The following is a 23365-nucleotide window of genomic DNA, read 5'->3' as shown; positions in this document are numbered from 1 at the left end:
TATGTTTTTTCATTTGTATTCAAACGTAGTTACAATCAAAATTCGAATCATTTTAGAACTTGTTTAATAAATTCTGTTTTAGCTTTTGTATATGCTTCTCTATCTTGGTTAAACTTTTTTGCTAACTCTTGCTTTAGATTTGAATAATCATAAACTAATTGTGGATTTTCTCGTAAGCGGTTACGAAATAAAAGTTGTTGCTCCCATCGCTCAGTTCCTTTAACCATCAAATGCAGATGAGCTACACGCCTATTATTCTTAACCTTCACAAAGAACCTTCTCCAAGGTCTTTCATCTAATTCAGGGCTTACATAATGCCAATCATATATAGTCAATTCAGCTGCAATATCTATTACTCTATCAAATGAGTCTGTTTCAGCCATTAGATCAATTATAGGTTTTGCAGGTAAACCAGGTATGGATGTACTTCCTATATGTATTACCTTACTTATACCGAGAGGAGTAAGCAGTTCATAAAGTTGCTGTTCTTCACATCTCCCTTTATCTTGCCAATCAGGATTTGCATGAACTATCTCTACTGACTCATTCGCCCATACAGGCCAATCGTTTAGATTATCTTTTTTATCCATCCAAAACATCTCCTTTCACAAATTATAACACTATTTTTTGTTTTTAAATTTCATGTTTATAGAGATAAAGTATTTCAGTTCATTATTTTGACTCATTCAAAACTATAATAACTTTTAGTACATCTATATTTGGTAGCGTTTCAAGCATAGATAGCTACACCCTTTCCACCTTATTATTCTGCTATATAAACGATTTTATATTCCTTTACATACAACTTCCGGATTCTCAAAATCACTATTCTGAAATACAACATCCGCACACTCTTTCGGATTATGCTCGTCTATATACATCTTACAAGCTGCATGATACCTGTTCAAAAACATCTTCTCTGCTTCTTCATAACTCCCAAACGCTTCGGTTTCTCGCTTTGCACCACGATTTCTCGCAATCTCAAAATCGGTATCTACAAAAATTTTATAATCAAATAGATGCTCAATGTCTTTTTTCAATAGAAATGTTCCATCTACTATTAGCACCATATTTGACAAGGCCACTAGCGGCTCATTATGTACAGAGACATCCGTTATTAAGTTATGAGAAATCGTTTCATACTGTAAATTCCCGCTAGGTCCTAAAGGCTTTAATAATCTTTCTTTGAAAGCTGTATAATCGTGTGCATCTTCGTAATACCCTCTTGCTGATTCTTTACCTTGTGTATAGCGAATTGCTCTCGGGTTATGAAAATCATCAATGCTTGCACGTGTTACTGGTACTCCGCACTGTTTCAATTCCTCCGCTAGTTCATTTGCAAATGCTGTCTTTCCTGAGGCTGTAATACCACTCACTCCAACTCTTATTGGATGAGTTAAGTTTAACGTTAAAATATGATCAGCAATTTCTTTCATTCGTTTTTGGCGATGCACGATATGACCTCCTCATTTTTGTTTACATAACAAAATTATGATAAATAAAAATGTCACTACTTGTCGGTATATTTTTATTGATATACATATTCCTTATTTCCCTTTAAACCCTCGATATAAAGCAGTCCGTAACTCTTGCTTGTATTCCTCAATTTCTGGCATATCCAGCTCTTCTGCTAATCGAATTGCTAATTCAATATCATACGGTACACGTACGAGTTGAATGGAAAAGCTCGCTGCTTCTTTTTCATTGTAAATTCCTTCAAAAATTAAATAGGAAGCTTGTGTAATTTCAAGAGGGTTTCCTACACTACCAGCATTACATAACGTTTTCCCTCTGAAATTTTGAACGAACGCTTGGTGAACGTCACCGTAGCAAACGACATCTGGTTTTCTTTCCCCTTCTATATTTTCCGTCAGATCGCTATTTTCGAACATACTAACACGCTCTTCTCTTGAAGCGTGTGGTTGAACTCTTTCATATAAACTTCTCGGTGAAGCGTGGAACATACGAATGAGTTTCCCGCTCATATAAAAATCGATGGAAAATGGTAAACTCCTTAAATATTCATTTTGTTCTTCTGACAGTTGTTTTTGATGCCATTTTAACGCTTCAAATTCAGTTGGCTTTGTAATGAAATCATCCCAGTTCCCCATTACAACTCCTTCACATTCTTTACGAATGATTTCAATCACTTCGCTAGAATGAGGACCTTTTCCTACTAAATCTCCAAGACAAATAATGCGTTTGATTCCTCTTAATTTAATATCTTGCAGTACTGATTCTAAAGCCGGAATATTACCATGAATATCTGAAATTATCGCTATTTTATCCAAATGAACCCCTCCGTTATTTATTGCTTATTATATCCATATGATATGATTGATACCATTTCGGAATATAGGATAAAAAATGATTATGGTCTTCTAAAATTCGGTTTAATCTCTCCTTCATATCATCTACTAAATGCGGTGTGCTTCGGTTCGTCCACACAATATCCGCCGGGAATGTCATCGCTGCATACAATGAGTACAGTTTCCAAAAATAGAGCGACGGTTCACCTTCGCAATAACCGTGAACTTGTCCAACCGCAAAGGGTTTGCTTATTCTCGTAGTAAAAATCGCTACGTTATAAAAATCGTGTATTGGATCGCCAAAATCATATCCACCAAAATCGATAACGATAAATTCATTATTATGAATCATACTATTTGCTGGATGGAAGTCATCGTGTAAAAATGTGATTGGACGATTTTTCAATAAATCTTTATGATTTTTTACAAAGGTTAATACGGGCTTCAAATCCAGAAAATTCACCTCATAATCTGCTAATGCTTCTATATATCTTTCGTACTTATTCCATCTAATTGTTTCCCATTTATTACTTGCACTTGCACTTTCTCTTTCAATTGAGTGAATCCTCTTTAGTACTTCTCCTGCTTTTCTTCCTGCATTATACTGTTCTTCCGCCGATAGCTTACTTAAGCCCTCTTCACCATTTACACCTCGGGTCCATTCAAATACTTGAACACATTTATTTAATTCCTCAAGTTTTATGAAATGAATTAACTTCGGCGTTGGAATATGTAATGACTCTAATTGTTTCATATACGTATATTCTTCTTGTTTTCGTTCAAAGTTAACAGCATCACATACTTTTATAAAATACGTTACTCTGTTTTCTAATTCCACTTTATATTTCTCTTCATGTGAAAACCCTTTTGAAATAACTGTACATTTTACAATTCGAGGCCACCCTAGTTTTCTCTCTATCTCTCTTAACATTTCTTCCACAAAACTCACCTCTATTAATATACGTACATACTACCTAACACTTCATACTCTCGTTTATTTTTCCCTTTAAATTCCACTGCAAATGGATTTTCACCATTCTTATTCAAATGTTCTAGCACTAGACCTCCCCCTACTGGTTCACAAAACTGCACACTAATACCACCAAACAATACACTTTGACACTCCGCATTCCATTCTTCATTTTTCATGACTGAGCTTGCAGTTAGCTCCATTACTTCTTCCCATTTCCGCACCGTTTCTCGAACATTTTTCACTGCGTAATGAATCGTTTCAATTTGTTGTACTTTGTTTTTATGTTCAGTGATCGTCCCTATTTTACGTAAATCGTTTCTTCTTTCTTCATCCGTTTCATTCCACTGTATAAAGAAAGGTAATTTCGGTCCGTTCTCTTCTTGCTTTACAAATAACATTTTCCATTCTAAAAGACGGCCATCTTTCCTTATACGTTTTCCTTCAAATGGTCCTATCGTATGTAAGCCGTGCTTGTTAAGCTTAACTGCTAGTTCTTCAATTTCATCTGTTCGAATTGCGATTTGTAGCATCCCTTCTCCATTTTGCAATTTAACAACCGTTTCCTGTACTAATGGATTTTCTGCTTCTTTCGCTTTTTCTTCATGCTTAACTGCTAAAAATTCTATATATGATAAATCAAAGTAACATAAACTATTCCAAGTCCCCCAGTTTGTATGCTCACCGCCTAACGCAGTATGAAAACCTAGTGCCTGCATTTGTTTTGTCGCCTCCTCAGGCGTACAATGAACTGCGTGAACGAGATGATCAAATGTTAACATTTTCTTTCTCCCCTTTCTCTCCATCCTTTTATTGTATATTTTCTTTTTATTTCATTCAATTCAAAAAAATTTAAAACCTAGTTGATTTATATGATTAATATGTATTATAATAAAACAAATTTAAATATTGCTGATTGGAAAAACCAAAGGCACTTTTCTCATACGGGAAAAGTGCCTTTTTATTTATTATTACAGGGGGATTATTTATGCAGAAATTAATTATCTTTGCTATTATCGGATTTTTCGCTCAATTGATTGATGGAGCACTTGGAATGGCGTACGGGGTAACGTCTTCCTCTTTATTATTAATGTTTGGTATCGCACCGGCTGTTGCATCTGCATCGGTTCATTTAGCTGAAGTCGTTACAACTGCGGCTTCTGGTGCATCTCACATCCGATTTGGAAACGTTGATAAATATACAGTTTCCAGACTTACATTACCTGGAGCAATTGGTGCATTTGTTGGGGCATGTTTTTTAAGTAATTTACCTGGCGATGTAATTAAACCGTATATTTCCTTATTTTTATTTACTTTAGGGGTTTATATTTTATTACGATTCATCATTCAAAAACAAATTGTCACTTCGAATAAGCGTATGTCTGCTAAACAACTTGTACCGCTCGGTCTGTTCGCAGGATTTGTTGATTCAACTGGCGGTGGTGGCTGGGGACCTATTACGACACCTGTTCTTCTTGCAAAAGGAAATGATGCTAGAAAAGTTATTGGATCTGTAGATACGAGCGAATTTCCTGTTTCACTCGCTGCAACAATCGGCTTTTTCATCTCACTTGGTTGGGAACAAATAAGCTGGGTTTGGGTATTTGCCCTAATGCTCGGTGGTATTGTTGCCGCACCAATCGCAGCATGGTTAGTACGCATCGTTCCTTCGCATTTACTTGGCGTACTCGTTGGTGGACTTATTATCTTTACGAATATACGTACATTACTTACATCATTTAAAGTTGATCCAACTATTATTACACTTTCTTACGTTGCAGTTGGTCTGGTCGTTATCATTTCCCTTTTCATCGCTGTCCGTAATCACTCAAATCGTTCTAACACATCGACAGTTGGTTATCCGAAAGATCAAAAACAAATGCTACCGTAATTACGCAAAATACCGCCCGATTTACTTCGAGCGGTATTCTTTATTTTTCAATCTTCCAATTTATCATTGTTTCAGTACTATTTACTCTTTTCATATGTAATTTCTCTAATACACGAATAGAGCTATAGTTATCAAGGAGTGTCTCCGCTATAATCGTTTCCACTTCTCCTGTTTGAAAAGCCCATTTCATTAATTCACTAACTGCTTCTGTTGCATACCCTTTATTCCAATATTTCTCAATAAATCCGTAACCAATTTCTACTGTATGTTGCTCGTTCGGTTTCCCTTTAAATCCTATATCACCTAGAACAACATCATCCTCTTTCCGAATAACATACCACGCGCCCCACGGTAATAAAGCCGCATCTTGTTTCACATTTTCTATATGCCCTAAAATATGCGGGCCACTATTGTATCCTTGATTATTCGCAATTTGAACCCATTCTTCCGCACATGGGATAATATGTAATCTTTCAGTTTCTAATTTCATAACGACGTCCCCTTTTCAATTAAACAATACTTCAATTTTACTATAAATATATAGAATATTCATTCTTTTTCGTATACATATATATTTATTCTTTGAAACAAAATAAAAAACTAATCCCCTTTTGATATTTATGTCGAATTATATTTTCTGAATTTTCATTTAATTTTAAAGGGTTTTTCAATATTTTTTGCGAAACTTTTGTATAACAATTTTTTCTTTGCTTATTGTTACATAACAGTAGGTTCGGGTGGAGTTTTGCAAGCGTTTCCTATACAATAACCGATAATTTTTGACTTTTCCTAACAAAATCCCTTGCAATATATTCAGAAAATCATTACAATTGCCATATATTAAAAATCATAGCAATATATAAATCCTCATCAATCCGATGAGGTAGAGGTTGCGACTTTTAAAAGTAAAATGGACGAGACACAGCGAATGTCACTGACTCCGTTTGAAAGGAAAAGTTGCCGAAGTTTATATTTCTTCTCTGGAAATATGAGCTGGGGCTGTCTCCGAAAGGAACAGAACTGTCACGTTTACAAAATTACCGTGTAAACGTGGTGTGCTATCTTAACGGAAGGGTATGATGGGGTGGTTATTTGTGAAACGTTCCGCCTAATTCCTTTGGCGGTTTTTTGTATTTTTCTCCCCCGCTCCTTCCTAACCTACAAGAAAAGGAGTGTTGAACATGAATAGCGCAACAAATCAATCTACCTCTAAAACGCAAACTACACAAGGACAAGGTGAATTAAAACGCGGATTAAAATCTCGTCACCTTACGATGATTTCTCTCGGTGGTACAATCGGTACCGGATTATTTCTTGCCAGTGGTGGTGTTATCCATTCAGCTGGTCCTGGCGGTGCATTAGTCGCATATGCCGCAATTGGAATTATGGTTTATTTTTTAATGACAAGCTTAGCAGAACTCGCGGCTTACATGCCTGTTACTGGATCTTTTAGTACTTATGCAACAAAATTTGTTGATCCATCACTTGGCTTTGCACTTGGATGGAACTATTGGTATAACTGGGCGATTACGATCGCTGCTGAACTAGCAGCCGTAACATTAATTATGAAATTTTGGTTCCCAGATACCCCTTCTCTTATTTGGAGTGGACTTTGTTTAGCTATTATTTTTCTCTTAAACTATTTATCTGTTAAAGGTTTTGGTGAATCTGAATATTGGTTCGCACTTATTAAAGTAGTTACTATTATTATCTTTTTAATTGTCGGTTTTATGATGATTTTTGGAATTATGGGCGGCGAAGCTGTCGGTTTTAAAAACTTCACTGTTGCAGATGCACCATTTAATGGCGGCATCATGGCAATTATCGGTGTATTTATGGCAGCTGGTTTCTCATTCCAAGGAACTGAATTATTAGGAGTAGCTGCTGGTGAAACTGCTGATCCAGAACGCAATATTCCGAAAGCAATTCGTTCTATCTTTTGGCGCATTATATTATTCTATATTTTAGCAATTCTTGTTATCGGTTTATTAATTCCTTATACGACTGATAGCCTTGCAGCGAGTGATGTTACAGTAAGTCCATTTACACTTGTATTTGAAAAAGCGGGCGTTGCCTTCGCTGCTTCCGTTATGAACGCTGTTATTTTAACTGCAGTTCTATCTGCTGGTAACTCTGGAATGTATGCATCAACTCGTATGCTTTGGGATTTAGCTCGCCAAGGAAAAGCACCAAAGTTCTTAGGCAAATTAGATAGCCGCGGTGTACCTGTTAACGCATTAATCGCAACATCAGTAGTTGGTAGCGTCGCTTTCATCGCTTCTTTATTCGGTGACGGTGTTGTATACATTTGGTTATTAAATGCTTCTGGGATGTCAGGATTTATCGCTTGGGTAGGGATTGCTATTAGTCATTACCGTTTCCGTAAAGCTTATATTGCACAAGGGAAAGATTTAAAAGATTTACCATATCAAGCGAAATGGTTCCCGTTCGGTCCAATCTTTGCATTTACACTTTGTGTTATCGTTATTTTAGGTCAAAACTACGGAGCATTTACGGGAGCATCTATCGATTGGAACGGTGTACTTATTTCTTACATCGGTTTACCACTCTTCTTAGTACTATGGTTAGGTTATAAATTTATTAAGAAAACGAAAGTAATTCCACTTGATAAATGTGAACTGAAATAGAATAAAATATAGCAAAACGAGCAAACAAATTTGTTTGCTCGTTTTTTCATTACAATTCATCTCCCTTCCCTATTGCCACTGTTTTTGCAATAATAGAGGAAATATAAATAAAGGTTGGGATTACATGAACATTCGTATTACTGATGAAGCAATAGCAGCTATACATAGACTAGAACGTGAAGACAAAAAGATCATTCGCATTAGAGGTACAATGACAAACTCTTGTAGTATTTTTGTTGATGTTGATTTAATTTGGGATACATATAATGCGGATGATGTTGTATATGAAGATGAACAGCTTATTGTACAAATGGACTCATTCACGACAGACTACACTGGTGATACATTAAAACTTGATTATAAAACGACTGGTTTTAGTATTACGACTCCTAGTGAGACGTTGGTGTATGGATTGTCGATTAAAAAATAAAAATTGTTTTCATTTGACCACTGAGGTGAAAAAATGGGGAAATACGTTCCATTAAAATTTTTATTCAATAAAGAATTAGCAGAAAAAATGGCTGATTCTATTTGTAAACACGAGTCTAATTTCTCTAAAAAAAACTTTGTAGATTCTGTAACATGTAAAGTTGAAAATTTAGAGTTAAAGCAACGTGTCGAAGTAATAGCAGATGAATTACACAATGCATTACAAAAAGATTTTAATGAAGCAATACATATATTACTGAAAACATTAGGACCAGAAAACACAACAGAAGTAGGCACATTTACAAACGGATACATGTACATGCCTATCGCAAAATACGTTGAAAAATATGGACTTAACGATTTTGACTCCTCATTCAACGCAATGTATGAAATAACAAAAAGAAATACTGCTGAATATGCCATTCGTCCTTATCTTGAAAAATACCATGAAGAAACCTTAGACATATTACAACAGTGGTTACGTGACGAAAATAGCCACATTAGGAGATTAGTTTCAGAAGGTACTAGACCAAGACTTCCTTGGGCAAAAAAAATAGGAGCTCTGAAAGGTGACTTCAGAAATAATTTAAAGCTTCTTGAGCCATTAATGAATGACCCTTCTAAGTATGTTCAAAAATCTGTAGCCAATCACATTAATGATATTACGAAAGAAAATAACGAACTCGTTCTTCAATGGTTGCAACAATTACTCGATAAACAGCATCCTGTTAACCCTTGGATTATGAAACATGGATTAAGAACGATGATAAAAAATGGCACTTTACCAAAAGATTTTTGTTTTTAAGTATTTTAAACAAAAACGCTTATGCTTCAAAGATGAGGTATAAGCGTTTTTTCTCTTTAAAGCATTATCCCTGCCTTAATATATTTTGAAACATTTCTGGCTTACTTTGTTCAAAGCTCTCTATTAGTTCTTTTCCAAATATCGTTATACTCTTTTCCCAAGGATGACCTAAATAGCCCCACTTAAAATCCTTCTGAATAAAGAAATAATAATCTCCATTTGGAAAAATCGGGATAGTCCACTCATCAAATTCATTTCTTTCAAACTCTAAGTGTGGATTCACCCAATAACATTCATGTTGCCAATCAAGTGCCATTATATATTCATTCAATGCTGTATTTTCTTTAAAAACTTGTACCGCTTTATCTTCCAGATCGTCATATGCATTTAAATCTACCGATTCTCCGAAGTAATGGGAAATATCATATGTTACAAAAGGACTTGGCACCTTAAATGATGGGAATATAGAAATACTTGGTGAAAACTCAAGCTCACTATATACCCTATCCCAAATTTGCTCGTACTCTTTGTCTGTAAACTCCATCCAATTTTTCATTAAACAACTGCCTTCCCTTATCATTTCAAAGGATTTTCACTCGATTATCCCGAATATATAAATAATCATTCTCGCAAGGAGCCAATTTATATGAATCTATTCGAACACGAAACGTAAAACCGCTTCATTTTAATAAGAGGTCCTCCATTTCTCTTTTCTTACTATATCATTCATTAACGAAATAGGAGGACAAAATTATGAAACATGATCCATTATTTTTAACTTTATTAGAAAGTGCAAAGACAAACTTTAGCGGCTGGGATTTTTCTTTCATTTCAGAAACTGGCCGAATGAAGAGCGAGCCTTTATCATGGTCATATGGCAGTACTGCTTTCCAACTTATGCTGCGTGCAAAATCTATGCTAGATATGGGTACTGGCGGCGGAGAGTTTTTATCTATGTTACAACCATTCCCGCCAACTATTTATGCTACTGAGGGCTATGCTCCGAATGTCCCAATTGCACGAAAGAAATTAGAACCTTTAGGAGTTATAGTCGTAGAAGTGACTGATGATACTGCTTTACCATTTCAAGATGGTCAGTTTGATTTAATTGTGAATCAACATGAATCCTATTCTGCTTCTGAAGTGAAAAGAAGTCTTTCCATCAATGGAACATTTCTTACACAACAAGTCGGTGGTCTTGATTGTGCGGAACTTAATGAGCAGTTTGGCACACCGCTGAATAGCGAATTTTCAAGTTGGTCACTCAAAACGGCATGTAGTGAATTAGAACAAAATGGATTTACTATTTTAGAAGCGAAAGAAGAATTCCCTCTTCAGCGTTTTTATGATGTCGGTGCTGTTGTCTATTACTTACAAGCAATTCCGTGGCAAATTCCTGATTTTACAGTAGAAAGCTATAATGAGGAATTGTATCGCATACATGAAATCATCTTGCAAAAAGGATATTTTGATGTGAAGCAACATCGTTTTATTATAAAAGCGAATTATGTAGAGTAAAACTTGAATTAGCATTCCTTGCAAAAAAGCCAAATTCTTTATTGGAATTTGGCTTTTTCTTAGTATTTTAACGCATCTTATCCTATTGAGAAATGAGATGTTTTTCATATCGTTTTTTCGTATCATCTTCTGCCAAAACAGCAGTTGTGTACTCAATAATATTCCGATTATCATACGTAAATATATGATCTAAATTGTTGTCCTCTTTTAATAATATCGGTAAATATCTTTGCAAATTGCTAACTACACCTCTATTATCACCATCTAATATCCAATCAATTGACTTCCATTCTAATATACCTTCATCAGTGCTTACTGGCGTATCAATATGTACTTCATCACGTAAATCAGCAAGGAATACATACATTCCCTCTCTATCCTGAGGCTCGTCTTTAACTTTAAAAATAACATTCCCTTTATACGTTGCACTATGAAGCTCTATACCCGTTTCCTCAAACGTTTCTCTAATTATTCCTTCATATGGCGTTTCATTATCCTCGATTTTCCCTCCAACGCCATTCCACATTCCCATTGTTGGCTTTTTGTTTCTATTTAAAAGGAGTATGTTATCCCCTTTTCTAATGAAGCATATTGTGTACTTATACATATCGTCATATCCTTTCTATTTCCTAACCGTTAACTTGAAAATATCATCCTCTTTATAGGAGCACCTGCGGATTAAAAGTTACTTCTAATTCATTGATTGTTTTTTGATGAAAATAAAATAAAAATACTAAACTAGTCTAGTATTTTCATTTTCGAAAAAGGATAATATATAAATTCCACCTTGCCAATAACGTTATCTTCTTCAATATAACCTAAACCATTTCGGCTATCCTTACTATGTTCACGATTGTCTCCCATTACAAATAACTTATTTGGCGGAATCTTTGTCTTTTGAAAGTTGTAAAACACTTGTGTATTATTATATAAATCTTTATTTATATAAGGTTCATCTTGCTTTTTGTCATTTACGTATACTGTTCCATTCGTTATGTTAATTACGTCACCAGGAAGTCCTATTACGCGTTTCACATAATATTTCGACTCATCCTCTTCCTTAATAATGACGATTTCTCCGTGCTGTAAGCTAGAAAAATGTACAGCGACTTTATTTACAAATACGTAGTCTTCTTCATGTAAAGTTGGCTGCATTGATCTTCCTTCCACTTTACATAGAGTGAAAGACTGGTACGTTACTACTAGGACAAATATAAATAGTATGTACTTTCCCCAACCTCTCTTAATCTTCTCTTTCATATCCATTCCCACCTTATCAAAACACTTTTCAACTCAAAAATATATCACTGCACCTGTTCATTTGCGCAGTGATATACTACAATTTGAAGTTTTTTACTGTTCCTTACTCGGCTATTGTGCTACTGGGACTGGACTTGCACCCGATCTCTGCGTTTTTAAGTCAAAATATGCATCCAAAACCTCTTTACCAATTGCAGAATTAATACCTGATTTATCATTATTTACCCATGGCACAACAACAGAAAAAGCAACTTCCGGATCAGCATCATATGGCGCATACCCGGCGAGAGTTAAATTATAACATTTTTTTCGATAGTTGTTTTCATCTCTTCCAATATCACTTTCTCCACCGTACACTGTTTCTGCTGTTCCTGTTTTCCCAGCCGGTTTATAAGGTAATCCTTTAAAAGTTCCAGTACCTGTCCCATCAGCCTCTTGGAAAACCCTTCTAAATCCTTCTTTCACATGATTTATATATGACAGATCCATATCCACTCGATTTAACACAACTGGTTCCATCGATTGCATAACTTTCCCGACTTCCTCTGGTCTATTCGGTTGCTCTCTAATTTCTTGTACAATTTGTGGTTTCATTCGGTAACCACCATTTGCAATCGTTGACATATATTGAGCAAGCTGCAGCGGCGTATATGTATCATATTGCCCAATCGCATAATCAAGTAAAAAACCAGGTATATTATCGGTTCTACCCATTTGACCAATCGATTCATTTGGAAGGTCAATACCAGTTGGCACTCCTAGACCAAATTGTCTAAAATAATAGCGCATTTTATTAAACGCTTCTTGTTTAATATCTAGCGGATTGTTTGGTACATAATCAATCCCCGCAATCTTTAACGCCGTATTAAACATGTAGACATTGGATGAAACTTGCAATGCTCTTAAATCATCAATATCTCCAAAGTCTTTCCAAGATTTCTTCGGCTTCAAACTTCCTTTAAAGTACATTGGTGCATCAAAGAAATGCGTATATGGCTTAATCGCTCCTGTTTGATATCCCGCTAATACCGTAGCTCCTTTCACCGTCGATCCTAACTCATAAGAGCTTATCATCGTTCCTAAAGCGTAGTCTTCTATTTGCATCCCGCCGTCTTTATTTACAATTTTTTTTCCTGCTAATGATAGAATTTGACCATTTTTCGGATTCATCATAACGACGAATGCACGATCCATCATCGGTTCAGAAGAATGAAATGCCCTTAAATTCCTTTCAAGACTTTCCTCCACTTTCTTCTGTAAATCCATATCAACTGTTAACATTAAATTATTTCCACTTTTTCCTTTTGTCACTTTTTCAGTTCGAATAATATTTCCAGCTTTATCAGTAATATTTTTAGACTGTTCTTTCGTTCCATGTAACATATCTTCGTATTGTTTTTCGATGTAACTCTTACCAATACGATCATTTCTGTTATAATCTCGTACTAAATAATAGTCTAATTGCTCCCTTGGTAATCCCTCATTCTCAGTAGAAACACTACCAAGTACAGAACGTAGTATTTTATCATTTGGATATTCTCGCTCCCAATCCACAGTCGTATCTACGCCTGGCAAGATTGATAATCTTTCACTCACTACTGCATATTCATTTTGACTTACATCTTTTTTGACGATTTGTGGCGTCATTTTATATCCCGCATTCATTTTGCTTTTAATTGCTAGTACTTCTATATCCTCTTTCGAAAGCTCGTTTAATTCTTCTTGTGTAATTCTTTCTCGTCTCAACTCTTCTACTTTCTTATCTAAGTCTTTCCCTTCTATTTCCTGCTTCCTAAATTTACTCTCATCTTCTTTCGTTACTTTTGTTGCTGCGCGTTTTTCATTTAACTGCATCCAAAAGTCTTTTTTATCTGTCTCTGTTAACTTGTCCATATCTTCTTGCGGCATTTCAATTAGCTTCGCTAAATTTCTTGCCACTATTAAAACCTCTTTTGAGTCCACTCCTTTCATCTTCGTATATGTAACAGTTCGTAACGGTTTATTATTTACAATAACTTTCCCTTCCCGATCAAACATCTTCCCTCTCGGAACTGGAGTACTCACCGTTACATCTTCCTTTTTATTCACTTCATTTCGATACGTTTCTCCGTCAATGATTTGTACTTTACCTAATTGAATAATAATAGCTGAAAATAAAAGAAACACGATAAAAAATAGTACATTTAACCGAAACGGAATATGAGTCTTTTTCTTTTTCGACTGTTTCTGCTTCTCCTTTTTCTGTCTCATTTTGCTCCCTCGCTTCATTCTATTAACATTTCTCTACATAAAACATACGTTCACTACAGTGCAATCAAATACATCATTATGTATCAAATTTAATTTTATGATATATATAGAATTTTATATTAATTACAAAAGAAATAAAAGATTTAATTTTCAGTTTTTGTATTTTATATCCTATTTATTACCATTCCCCTTAATACGCAATAACATGAATGATATTCAAAAAGAAAGAGATTATAAAACTGGTTTTTCATACCATTCGTTTACATTTCTTTGTATACTAAAGAAATGAATCAATAAAAGACATTACGAAGGAGCAAATGAAAATGCCTGATTCGTTTACAATACATACTAATACGTCACATTGTTTAAACTTTATGATTTATATTCAAAATATTTATCTCAATCAAAAAGAGAACAAAGGGAATTTACGGTTTCCTTACATAGCAAGAAAATTAAATTTCTCTAATGATTTTGAAGCAAATTTCACAGAATTATGGCATACACTTCGCAAACAAATTGCTAATGGGAGCTATGATTTACAGATTTTCCATGAGGAGAATCATATATTTTATGAGAAGCTTTTTGACATCCATTTATGTAATGAAGAATCATTCAAAGAATTGATATGTAGTTTTAAAGTATGGTGGACTAGCATAGCAGGTCAGCTTTCACTAGAACATTCTGTAAGTGAGTATAGTGAGCAACTTTATAATGACTTAGTTTTATATCTTAAGCAAAATCAAATAGAACCTTTACACCAGCTACATATTAGCTTACTTTATGATGATTGTGTATTCGTTAAAGAAAATATTACTTCTTACTCTGCCATTTTACCTACCAAATACTTTTTTATAAATTATAGAGATGTGGTTACTACATTATCGACATGTTTTCAGGTGACTTAAAACAGCGATTCCTCAAATAAAAAACTGAGGTGGTCTCAATACACCTCAGTTTTTTTACGAAAAGATCAATTTATTTAATTGAAGATAATCCTTCAACAAATTCACCAATCTTTTGTCGAAAAACAAAATCAAAGTTATATTCCTGTCCTGTTAATTCTTCATTTACTAAAATTGTTGTTGCGCCTACTTCCCTCTTTGCGATTTCTGGGAATGACGCGACAGGCTGTACTTTGAGTGACGTCCCCATTACAAGAAGTACATCTGTTTCATATAAACGTTTGATCGCATTTTGATACTGAGGTAACGTATCTCCGTATAAAACAACATCTGGATTTAGTATGAAATTACACTTCTCACAACGCGGCACTTCATGATCAATCATATATTGTAAATCATATCCCGTTTTACACTTTGGACAATGCGCTGTTTGAAGCGTTCCATGTAAATCAATTACATGTTTACTACCACCTACTTGATGCAAACCATCAATATTTTGCGTTAAAATCGTTATGTCTTTCCCTTGTTCTTCTAGTTCCGCTAAAAAGCGATGCCCACGATTTGGTTTATATTGATGAAACGTATTAATTTGAAAGATTTCTTTATAATGCTTCCAAAACTCTTTCGGATTTCTATTATAATAGCCTCTCGACAAATACATCTCTACATTCGCATCAGCATATAATCCATTTGCTGAACGAAAATCAGGGATTCCACTTTCCGTACTTGCACCAGCACCTGTTAACACTGTAATTTTCTTCGCCTTTTCTAATATTGAACGTACTTCTTCAAATTGCTGCACAAAAATCACCTCTATGTATTTTCCTATACTTATTATACCAGTTGTTTACAGTAGGTGTTGTACAATTCGGTTTACTTACTACGTTGCATTATCTAAACCCAAACCAATTTAATGGTGTAAGAAAGTTATCTTGGGATCAACCATCCTACACTATCACTTCTCATATTGCAAAGGATGGTAGAGAGTTTATTCATCCGCAAAAAATAGAAGGTTAACCGTTCTAGAATGCTTAAGATTAATGAGTGTTCCAGATACATACGTTATTCCGCCTCATATACCATTAAGTCAACAATATACACTTGTTGGTAATCGCCGTAGCATTCTTAGTAGCTAAAGCACTCTCACAATCAATTCTGGATTGTTTAGAGGTAGATTCAGTGAAAGGTGTGTCTAATGAGTAAATGACGATTTTTCAATTCATTTAGAAAGCAGCCAGAAGGCTGCTTTTCTTCATCGATGGGATTAGATAGTTATGGACTACTGGGAGCCTCTTAAGTTATACTTGTATAATATAAAAAATTAATAAGGGGTAATATTAACATTATGAAAGAAAAAAACGAACTTGTTCAAAATATTCCTCAAACAGGATTTTTTGGGCATCCAAAAGGATTATTCTCTTTATTCTTCACTGAGTTTTGGGAAAGGTTTTCTCATTATGGAATGAGAGCTATTTTACTGTATTATATGTACTATTCGGTCGCAAAAGGTGGATTAGGAATTGATCAATCTACCGCAACCTCGATAATGGCAATTTACGGTTCCTTACTGTTCATGTCTAGTATTATCGGTGGATGGATATCGGATCGTTTATTTGGTCCAAGTAAAACCGTATTCTTTGGTGGCGTTTTAATTATGATTGGCCATCTTATTTTAGCTTTACCGGGTAGTAAAAGTGCGTTATTTATCTCTATGGTCTTCTTAGTTCTAGGAACAGGGTTGTTAAAGCCTAACATATCGAACATCGTAGGAAGTTTATACAGTGAAACAGATGCGCGTCGTGACTCAGGGTTCAGTATATTCTACATGGGTATTAACTTAGGTGCCTTACTTGCACCTTTAGTTGTCGGAACATTAGGTCAGCAATATAATTTCCACCTTGGTTTTGGAGTTGCGGCAATTGGTATGGCAATTGGGTTAGGGGTATTTGTTGGAACAAAACAGAAAAACCTTGGTCTAGTCGGTACGCAAGTACCTAATCCATTATCAGATTCGGAAAGAAAAAAGACTATTAAGTATTTCAGTGTTGGTCTGATTGTATTAACATTGCTAGGTGTGGTTACAATTCCAACTGGGTTGTTAACTATAAATCGTTTTACATTCTTGATTAGTATCTTAGGGATTGTTATTCCAGCCTATTATTTCATTTATATGTATCGTAGTCCTAAAACAACAAAAGTAGAGCAATCTCGTCTTCTTGCGTATATACCACTCTTTATTGCAGCTACAATATTTTGGTCTATACAAGAACAAGGTGCTATTATCTTAGCGACATACGCGGATCAACGAACTCAATTACAGTTCAATGGAATTACATTACATTCCGCTTGGTTCCAATCATTAAGTCCAATCTTTATCGTAACGCTTGCCCCGATTTTTGCATGGGTTTGGATAAAGTTAGGCAAGAAGCAGCCTTCAACGGCAAAAAAATTCGCTATTGGATTGCTATTTGCAGGTTTCTCATTCTTAGTTATGATTATTCCGGCTTTAATCAACGGTACTCACTCTTTAGTGAATCCTATGTGGTTAGTCCTTAGCTTCTTTTTAATTGTAATTGGAGAAGTTTGTTTATCTCCTTCAGGGTTATCAATAACGACGAAGCTGGCTCCAGCTGCTTTCTCTTCGCAAACCATGAGCTTATGGTTCTTATCAACTGCGTCTGCGCAAGCAATAAATGCCCAAGTTGTTAAACTGTATAATCCTGCAACAGAAGCAATTTACTTTGGTGTTATTGGTGCTATCTCCATTTTAGTTAGCATCCTGCTGTTTGCATTATCATCAAAAATCCAAAGTTTCATGAAGGGACTTCAATAACGGTCTCTTATTGAAATGAACAAATACAAGTTTCTATGTGAAGAGTAGCCAAACGGGTTACTCTTTTTTTGTATAACCATAGCAATCTCCACACAAACGCAATATAATGTGATATTTCTAGGAAAACAAAACATACCTAATAGACTAATGCAACTTTGTAAGAGAGCTGACTATTTATCTAAAGAGGAGCTTCTTAAACATAAAGACTGCGTCATCGATTTACTCGATGAACGGGAAATTTGCGAATAAAAGACCAAAACTCCAACTCATTCATGGTTTAAAATACTGATGAGCTGGAGTTTTCTCATTGCTATATATGCAAATAAAATAAAGATTACTAAAGGGATATATGCGAAAAAACTATTTCTTTTGGAGGATTTCAATAAAAGAAATAGTTTTTTGGTTATTGCAGTAAATGAAGTCATGTAGAGGGCTACTAAAATACTATATATACAAATCATTCTAATAATTCCATCTAAGTTGGAATCCCTTTACTTTGTATGTCTTTGAGTTTATCAGAACTTAACTTTTTATCCATTCATATAGACGAAAATTCTACATCATTAAGAAACTATTTAAAAAGTTTCCTTTTATTTGGAACAATTCCATATTTGTTAGAATACTCCCATTGCAACCTTTCCCTTTATATTCTATACTGCATCTTCAATTACAAAATACAAACACACAAAGAGGGCTGCATCAGCCCTCTTTAATTAACATGCTTTTTACTTAATGCGTCGCACCGCCGCACGCTACAATATCTACTTCCACCTCCGTCGTTACCTCGATTGCTAATTCTATCCCTTTACTAATAGTAGAAAGTGACATACTCGGTTGACCTGGATAGTTAGTAGCTTGTTCTGGTAAGAACGGAATATGAACAAATCCACCTTTTATTTTCTTATCATGTTTCTCTAGTTCGTGCATAAGACCATAAAATAAATGATTACAAACGAATGTACCTGCCGTTTGTGAAACAGATGACGGTATACCTTCTTCACGAAGTTTTTTCACGATTGCTTTCATCGGTAATGTCGACCAATACGCAATCGCTCCTTCTTCTACAACCGGTACATCCACTGGCTGATTTCCTTCATTATCAGCAATTCTTGCATCATCAACATTAATTGCTATTCGCTCTATCGTAACATCTGGTCTGCCCCCAGCTTGTCCAATACATATAATAATGTCAGGCGACAACTCTTCTATATACGCTTTTAATACTTGTATCGATTTATGAAATACCGTTGGAACTTGTTTACTTATAATCGTGTATTCTCCAATTGTTTTTTCATGTAAACTTTTTGCGACTTCCCAAGCTGGGTTGATGCTTTCTCCTCCAAACGGATCAAATCCTGTTAATAATACTGTTTTCATAGTTTCACTCTCCTAATTAGAAACGATATACAAGGCCGTACATGATAAACATATTGATAATGAAAATGGAAAGAGCAATTGGTACTTGCGCCTTAATAACAGCATTCTTATCTTTCAATTCTAAAAGCATCGCTGGAACAATATTAAAGTTTGCCGCCATTGGCGTAATAAGCGTTCCGCAATATCCAGCAAACATACCGAGTGCTGCCATAATTGCTGGGTTCCCGCCGTGCATTTGAACAATTAAAGGCAAGCCAATTCCGCCAGTAATAACCGCAAACGCAGCGAAAGCATTTCCCATTACAACTGTGAATAGCATCATTCCTAAACAGTACGCCATAACAGCAACAAATGGATACTCTGTCGGTAACACTTGTCCGACTAAATCAGAAACAACTTGGCCAACGCCAGACTTCGCGAAAATACCGCCAAGCGCTGCTAACATTTGTGGTAAAATAACAGCCCAGCCGACAGCCTGTAGTAATCTGCTTCCTTCTTGAACAGGCGTTGTTATTTTCGCTTTTGTAATACGCATCGCTGCAACGAATGCGAGTAGTGCTCCTAATGCTAATGCAACTAACGTTACTTTATCTGGATCAACAAGTGCGACATTTCCCCATTTTATTTTTCCTAACGTTAACGTACCGATAATCGTAAAAATAGGTATTAATAGTGCAGGCATGAAAATTTTATTCTTTAATTTCTCAGCATGTTTCACACGTTCTTGCACTGGTACTTCTTTCTCCTCAGATTTTGTTACTTTATTTAATGAAGCTAAAACGACCATAGCGAGCACAATACAGCCAACATAAAATGAAGGTATTACATTTCCGAATATGAATGTAACTGCAAACAATGCCCAAAATAAGCTAGAACCGAATCGGTTTGGATGTTCACGATCAAATGCAATACGAACAGCGATAAATGCAACGATTATTCCTAATATATAATAAATTGTATCCATTGTTATGATGTTCATCTTATATAGCCTCCTTCTCTTGTTTTTCTTCTGCCTTCATTGTTTTCTCTATATACTTATCAAACCTTCTAAACCTAATCCAGCTCACAATAAGGGCAGATATCGCAGTTGGAATACCCCAAAGCGCCATATCCCATACACCGACATGCATACCTACTGAATCGAAGAACCCTTTCATTAATAAAATGGCACCAGTTGCGATGAAAATATCCTCTCCGAAAAACCAAGCTGTATTTTCCGCAGCTGCTGCGTTTGCTTTAATCTTTTCTCTCAATTTTTCAGGGAGTTTACCATATTTACCTTGTGCAGCTCCTTCTGCCATTGGCGCAACTAGCGGTCTCACTGTTTGCGCATGACCACCGATATTAAGTCCAAGTGCTGCTGATGATTCTCTTATCGTAAAATATGACATTAATACTCTTCCAGTTGTTGCTCCTTTTGATTTCGTTATAAGTGCTTCTGCTCTTTCTTTTAAACCGTAACGCTCTAAGATTCCGATTACCGGTAAAGTTAATATGATTGGCATAGACATATATCTGTTTTCTATGAAAAATTTACCGAACATGCTAATCACATCATAAAAGCTTAAGCCTGAAACCATACCAGTAACAATACCCGCAACCATTACTACTAACAGTGTATTTAATCTAAATAAAAACCCAACTGCAACAAGTAGTATCCCAATTAATTTAATCATTTCCAGCACTTCCCCTCATTTATTATTTCGGTGCACTTATAGAAACACCGTTAAGTTCGAATGTTCTGTATATTTTTTTCGCAAATTGTACGGCTTTCTCTCCGTCCCCGTGTAAACATATCGTTTGCGCCTGAACTGCTACTTTCTCCCCATTAACCGATTCTACATACCCTTCCTTCACCATTTGAAGTACTTGTTTTATTGCTTCATCTTCATTTTTTATAAGAGCATTTTCTTCTGTACGGCTCGTTAAAGTTCCATCCTGCTTATACGTACGATCAGCAAAAGCTTCTTGTACGAGAGTTATATTATATTTTTCTGTTGCCCTTATAAACGCCTCACTATTCGCTAATCCGTAAAGTAATAATCCGGGGTTAATATGATAAATTGCTTTTGCGATTGCATCCGCAATTTCCGAATCAGTTGCCGCCATATTATATAAGGCACCGTGCGGTTTTACATGTTGCATCTTCCCACCGGCAGCTTTAACAAATCCTTCTAATGCGCCAATTTGATATAAAACATAATCGTATACTTCACTTGCTGAAACGTGCATGTTCCTTCTCCCAAATCCAATTAAATCAGGAAATCCAGGGTGTGCTCCTATTGCTACGTTATGCTGCAGAGCTTTTTCAACCGTTTGCCTCATAACGGCCGGATCACCCGCATGAAAACCACAAGCAACATTTATAGAGGAAACGAACGGAAGAATTTCATCATCATTCCCCATTTTATAAGCTCCAAAACTTTCTCCTAAATCACAGTTTAAATCAATTGTAGTCACGATGTTTTCCTCCTAATCTCAGCTTCGTAAAGCGATAAATTTCTTTAATAGACTCATACTTATTTCCTGTTCTATATATAAGTGTGCAGCTTCTTCCATAGTTATTTTTTCAAAAGTTACATAGTCTCCTGGTTTCAGCTGCGCTAGAAGAGGTAAATCTACTGAAACTACATTTCCAATTCTCGGATAACCACCTGTCGTTTGTCTATCCGCCATTAATATAATAGGCTGTCCACCATTCGGTACTTGAATTGTTCCGAATGTAACTGGGCTCGATAAAATTTCTATCTCTTCAACTCTATTTAAAACATCTCCGTCAAGCCTATATCCCATGCGATCCGCATAATTGGATACTTTATACTCTTTCGAAAAAAACGACTTTATACTTTCTTCTGTAAATTGATCATATTCAAAGTCTGTTATGACGCGAAGAATAGGCTGCTTCTTATATTTTGGTAAAGTATTGTTACAAATTGCCCACTTCGTTTTTATACGCTCTTCTTCTTGTAAATTTCGAATGAAACGACTCCCAACTTCTGCCCCTGTACCAATTTGAAAATAATCTCCTTTTTTCAGCATTCTCCCTTCAATACCGCCAAGAGCAGCACGTATGTAAGTACTTTTACTTCCCATCGTACGATCAATATTTATACCACCCGCAAAAGTCACATACGCCCTGCAACCGCTTTTCGCTTTTCCGAGACAAAGCATGCTTCCTTCTTCAGCTAATACGGGACGCCATAATGGAATGCGTTCTCCATTTAACAACGGTTCCATATCTGCTCCACCAATCGCGAGCAAAGTCGTTTTCTTGATTAACAATTTAGGTCCCATTATTGTAATTTCGAGTCCAGCCTCATTCTCCTCATTACCTACTAACATATTAATCATCCTGAGCGCATTTTTATCCATAGCCCCGCCAACAGGTACACCGTATTGTTGATAATGAGATCGTCCTAAATCTTGGACTGTTGTAAACATTCCTGCATGCAAAACCTCTACATCCATTCTTTAGCCCCCTCAAGCGATACGTACTCTTCCTTTGTTATTGGTATAAATCGTAAATACATACCACTTTGAATATATGTTGGTGTTTCTTCTTTTGGATTAAATAGAGAAATAGGTGTTCGGCCGATAATATTCCAGCCTCCTGGTGTTTCAAGCGGATAAATACCTGTTTGATTTCCGCCAATACCTACTGAACCAGGAGCAATTTGTAACCGCGGTGTTTCTTTTCTAGGTGTTTCTAGTTCTTTCGGTAATCCGCCTAAATATGGGAACCCAGGTGTAAAACCTAACATATACACGAAATATGTTGTTTCACTATGTATTCGAATAACATCCTCTACTTGTAAGCCTTGATAATGCGCAACCTCTTCTAAATCAGGTCCATATTCTCCCCCGTAACACACTGGTATAGAAATATGTTTCACATCTCGGTTCACTTCTTCTTTATATGAATCACACAGCTCCTTTATATACTGGCAAACGTGATCATATGGTCTTATATTTCTATCATTTTTCTTCCATACTTCGTACAAATTGTAGTACACCGCTAATGAAGTAAACGACGGAACGCATTCAACCATTCCTGCAAATGGATGCCGCCTCAGCGCTTGAAATAATCGTTGTACTTTTTCGTATATATCCATCCCAATTTCTTCACCAAATGTAACAATAATTGCTTGATCCCCTAACGCAGAAAATTTCATC

At 35.6% G+C, this 23365-nt stretch carries 25 protein-coding genes and 1 riboswitch; of the genes, 8 read left to right on the top strand and 17 right to left on the bottom strand.

Features of this window, described 5'->3' with window-relative positions; all coding sequences use genetic code 11:
* Nucleotides 1-47: 47 nt before the first annotated feature.
* The 5 genes from JTF23_RS23670 to JTF23_RS23650 all read right to left on the bottom strand — a co-directional run bounded on the left by JTF23_RS23670 (nt 48) and on the right by JTF23_RS23650 (nt 4061).
* Entirely contained in the window at nt 48-590 is a 543-nt protein-coding gene (locus JTF23_RS23670; RefSeq protein WP_078181714.1) for a GrpB family protein, read from the bottom strand.
* A 195-nt stretch (nt 591-785) separates the two neighbouring features.
* Nucleotides 786-1454: a nucleoside/nucleotide kinase family protein gene (locus tag JTF23_RS23665; RefSeq protein WP_204209878.1), complete on the bottom strand. Its 669-nt coding sequence runs from the start codon at nt 1452-1454 to the stop codon at nt 786-788.
* Nucleotides 1455-1547: 93 nt separating this feature from the next.
* A complete protein-coding gene (locus JTF23_RS23660) occupies nt 1548-2291 on the bottom strand; it encodes a metallophosphoesterase family protein (RefSeq protein ID WP_204209877.1) in 744 nt (247 codons plus the stop codon).
* A gap of 13 nt (nt 2292-2304) precedes the next feature.
* Nucleotides 2305-3249, bottom strand: a complete 945-nt coding sequence (locus JTF23_RS23655; RefSeq protein ID WP_204209876.1) for an aminoglycoside phosphotransferase family protein — start codon at nt 3247-3249, stop codon at nt 2305-2307.
* Nucleotides 3250-3263: 14 nt separating this feature from the next.
* A complete protein-coding gene (locus tag JTF23_RS23650; protein WP_204209875.1) occupies nt 3264-4061 on the bottom strand; it encodes a VOC family protein in 798 nt (265 codons plus the stop codon).
* Nucleotides 4062-4267: 206 nt separating this feature from the next.
* On the opposite strand from JTF23_RS23650, the gene JTF23_RS23645 reads away from it, so the two are divergent.
* Entirely contained in the window at nt 4268-5170 is a 903-nt protein-coding gene (locus tag JTF23_RS23645) for a sulfite exporter TauE/SafE family protein (RefSeq protein WP_078174743.1), read from the top strand.
* A 40-nt stretch (nt 5171-5210) separates the two neighbouring features.
* Here the strand turns inward: JTF23_RS23645 and JTF23_RS23640 are convergent, their stop codons facing one another.
* Nucleotides 5211-5660, bottom strand: a complete 450-nt coding sequence (locus JTF23_RS23640; RefSeq protein ID WP_016105306.1) for a GNAT family N-acetyltransferase — start codon at nt 5658-5660, stop codon at nt 5211-5213.
* 386 nt (nt 5661-6046) lie between these two features.
* Nucleotides 6047-6239, top strand: a riboswitch (Lysine riboswitch).
* Between the two features lie 112 nt (nt 6240-6351).
* Here JTF23_RS23640 and JTF23_RS23635 point away from each other — a divergent pair.
* The 3 genes from JTF23_RS23635 to JTF23_RS23625 all read left to right on the top strand — a co-directional run bounded on the left by JTF23_RS23635 (nt 6352) and on the right by JTF23_RS23625 (nt 9052).
* Nucleotides 6352-7818 carry an amino acid permease gene (locus JTF23_RS23635; RefSeq protein WP_204209874.1) on the top strand — a complete coding sequence of 489 codons (1467 nt, stop codon included), beginning with the start codon at nt 6352-6354 and terminating at the stop codon, nt 7816-7818.
* 124 nt (nt 7819-7942) lie between these two features.
* Complete coding sequence (locus JTF23_RS23630; protein ID WP_204209873.1) at nt 7943-8248, top strand: iron-sulfur cluster biosynthesis family protein; 306 nt, start codon at nt 7943-7945, stop codon at nt 8246-8248.
* Nucleotides 8249-8281: 33 nt separating this feature from the next.
* Nucleotides 8282-9052 carry a DNA alkylation repair protein gene (locus JTF23_RS23625; protein ID WP_204209872.1) on the top strand — a complete coding sequence of 257 codons (771 nt, stop codon included), beginning with the start codon at nt 8282-8284 and terminating at the stop codon, nt 9050-9052.
* Between the two features lie 64 nt (nt 9053-9116).
* Here the strand turns inward: JTF23_RS23625 and JTF23_RS23620 are convergent, their stop codons facing one another.
* On the bottom strand, nt 9117-9608 hold the full coding sequence (locus JTF23_RS23620) for a DUF2716 domain-containing protein (protein WP_204209871.1): 492 nt from the start codon (nt 9606-9608) through the stop codon (nt 9117-9119).
* Between the two features lie 197 nt (nt 9609-9805).
* Between JTF23_RS23620 and JTF23_RS23615 the strand changes: the two genes are divergently transcribed.
* Nucleotides 9806-10570, top strand: a complete 765-nt coding sequence (locus JTF23_RS23615; RefSeq protein ID WP_204209870.1) for a class I SAM-dependent methyltransferase — start codon at nt 9806-9808, stop codon at nt 10568-10570.
* 82 nt (nt 10571-10652) lie between these two features.
* On the opposite strand, the gene JTF23_RS23610 is transcribed toward JTF23_RS23615, so the two are convergent.
* The 3 genes from JTF23_RS23610 to JTF23_RS23600 all read right to left on the bottom strand — a co-directional run bounded on the left by JTF23_RS23610 (nt 10653) and on the right by JTF23_RS23600 (nt 14098).
* Nucleotides 10653-11177: an NUDIX hydrolase gene (locus JTF23_RS23610; RefSeq protein WP_016095735.1), complete on the bottom strand. Its 525-nt coding sequence runs from the start codon at nt 11175-11177 to the stop codon at nt 10653-10655.
* Nucleotides 11178-11308: 131 nt separating this feature from the next.
* Nucleotides 11309-11830: a signal peptidase I gene (gene lepB / locus JTF23_RS23605; protein ID WP_204209869.1), complete on the bottom strand. Its 522-nt coding sequence runs from the start codon at nt 11828-11830 to the stop codon at nt 11309-11311.
* Between the two features lie 111 nt (nt 11831-11941).
* Entirely contained in the window at nt 11942-14098 is a 2157-nt protein-coding gene (locus JTF23_RS23600; protein WP_176108029.1) for a peptidoglycan D,D-transpeptidase FtsI family protein, read from the bottom strand.
* Nucleotides 14099-14403: 305 nt separating this feature from the next.
* On the opposite strand from JTF23_RS23600, the gene JTF23_RS23595 reads away from it, so the two are divergent.
* Entirely contained in the window at nt 14404-14985 is a 582-nt protein-coding gene (locus JTF23_RS23595) for a hypothetical protein (protein ID WP_204209868.1), read from the top strand.
* Nucleotides 14986-15055: 70 nt separating this feature from the next.
* On the opposite strand, the gene JTF23_RS23590 is transcribed toward JTF23_RS23595, so the two are convergent.
* The gene (locus JTF23_RS23590; RefSeq protein WP_204209867.1) at nt 15056-15784 is read right to left on the bottom strand and encodes an NAD-dependent protein deacylase; all 729 of its coding nucleotides are present in this window, start codon (nt 15782-15784) and stop codon (nt 15056-15058) included.
* Nucleotides 15785-16022: 238 nt separating this feature from the next.
* Between JTF23_RS23590 and JTF23_RS27995 the strand changes: the two genes are divergently transcribed.
* Together JTF23_RS27995 and JTF23_RS23580 are read left to right on the top strand one after the other, a co-directional pair.
* The gene (locus JTF23_RS27995; protein WP_252188039.1) at nt 16023-16118 is read left to right on the top strand and encodes a hypothetical protein; all 96 of its coding nucleotides are present in this window, start codon (nt 16023-16025) and stop codon (nt 16116-16118) included.
* Nucleotides 16119-16327: 209 nt separating this feature from the next.
* Entirely contained in the window at nt 16328-17815 is a 1488-nt protein-coding gene (locus JTF23_RS23580; RefSeq protein ID WP_204209866.1) for a peptide MFS transporter, read from the top strand.
* A 729-nt stretch (nt 17816-18544) separates the two neighbouring features.
* Here JTF23_RS23580 and pcp read toward each other — a convergent pair.
* The 6 genes from pcp to pxpB are packed head-to-tail and all read right to left on the bottom strand — an operon-like array spanning nt 18545 to nt 23364.
* Nucleotides 18545-19192, bottom strand: coding sequence for a pyroglutamyl-peptidase I (gene pcp / locus JTF23_RS23575; protein WP_204209865.1), 648 nt, complete (start codon nt 19190-19192; stop codon nt 18545-18547).
* Nucleotides 19193-19208: 16 nt separating this feature from the next.
* Nucleotides 19209-20171, bottom strand: coding sequence for a DUF979 domain-containing protein (locus JTF23_RS23570; protein ID WP_204209864.1), 963 nt, complete (start codon nt 20169-20171; stop codon nt 19209-19211).
* Between the two features lies 1 nt (nt 20172).
* On the bottom strand, nt 20173-20868 hold the full coding sequence (locus tag JTF23_RS23565; protein WP_000593391.1) for a DUF969 domain-containing protein: 696 nt from the start codon (nt 20866-20868) through the stop codon (nt 20173-20175).
* A gap of 22 nt (nt 20869-20890) precedes the next feature.
* A complete protein-coding gene (gene pxpA / locus JTF23_RS23560; protein ID WP_204209863.1) occupies nt 20891-21652 on the bottom strand; it encodes a 5-oxoprolinase subunit PxpA in 762 nt (253 codons plus the stop codon).
* 18 nt (nt 21653-21670) lie between these two features.
* Entirely contained in the window at nt 21671-22660 is a 990-nt protein-coding gene (locus JTF23_RS23555; RefSeq protein ID WP_002161262.1) for a 5-oxoprolinase subunit C family protein, read from the bottom strand.
* Nucleotides 22651-23364 (bottom strand): 5-oxoprolinase subunit PxpB, encoded by a 714-nt coding sequence (gene pxpB / locus JTF23_RS23550; RefSeq protein WP_204209862.1) that lies wholly within the window; start codon nt 23362-23364, stop codon nt 22651-22653. The genes JTF23_RS23555 and pxpB overlap by 10 nt, the downstream gene beginning before the upstream one ends.
* Nucleotide 23365 lies beyond the last annotated feature (1 nt).

It is taken from the genome of Bacillus sp. RIT 809 (assembly GCF_016892495.1).
Lineage (GTDB): Bacteria > Bacillota > Bacilli > Bacillales > Bacillaceae_G > Bacillus_A > Bacillus_A cereus_U.
Note: the sequence above shows the minus strand (reverse complement) of the source record. Positions and strands in the feature narration are given on the sequence as shown.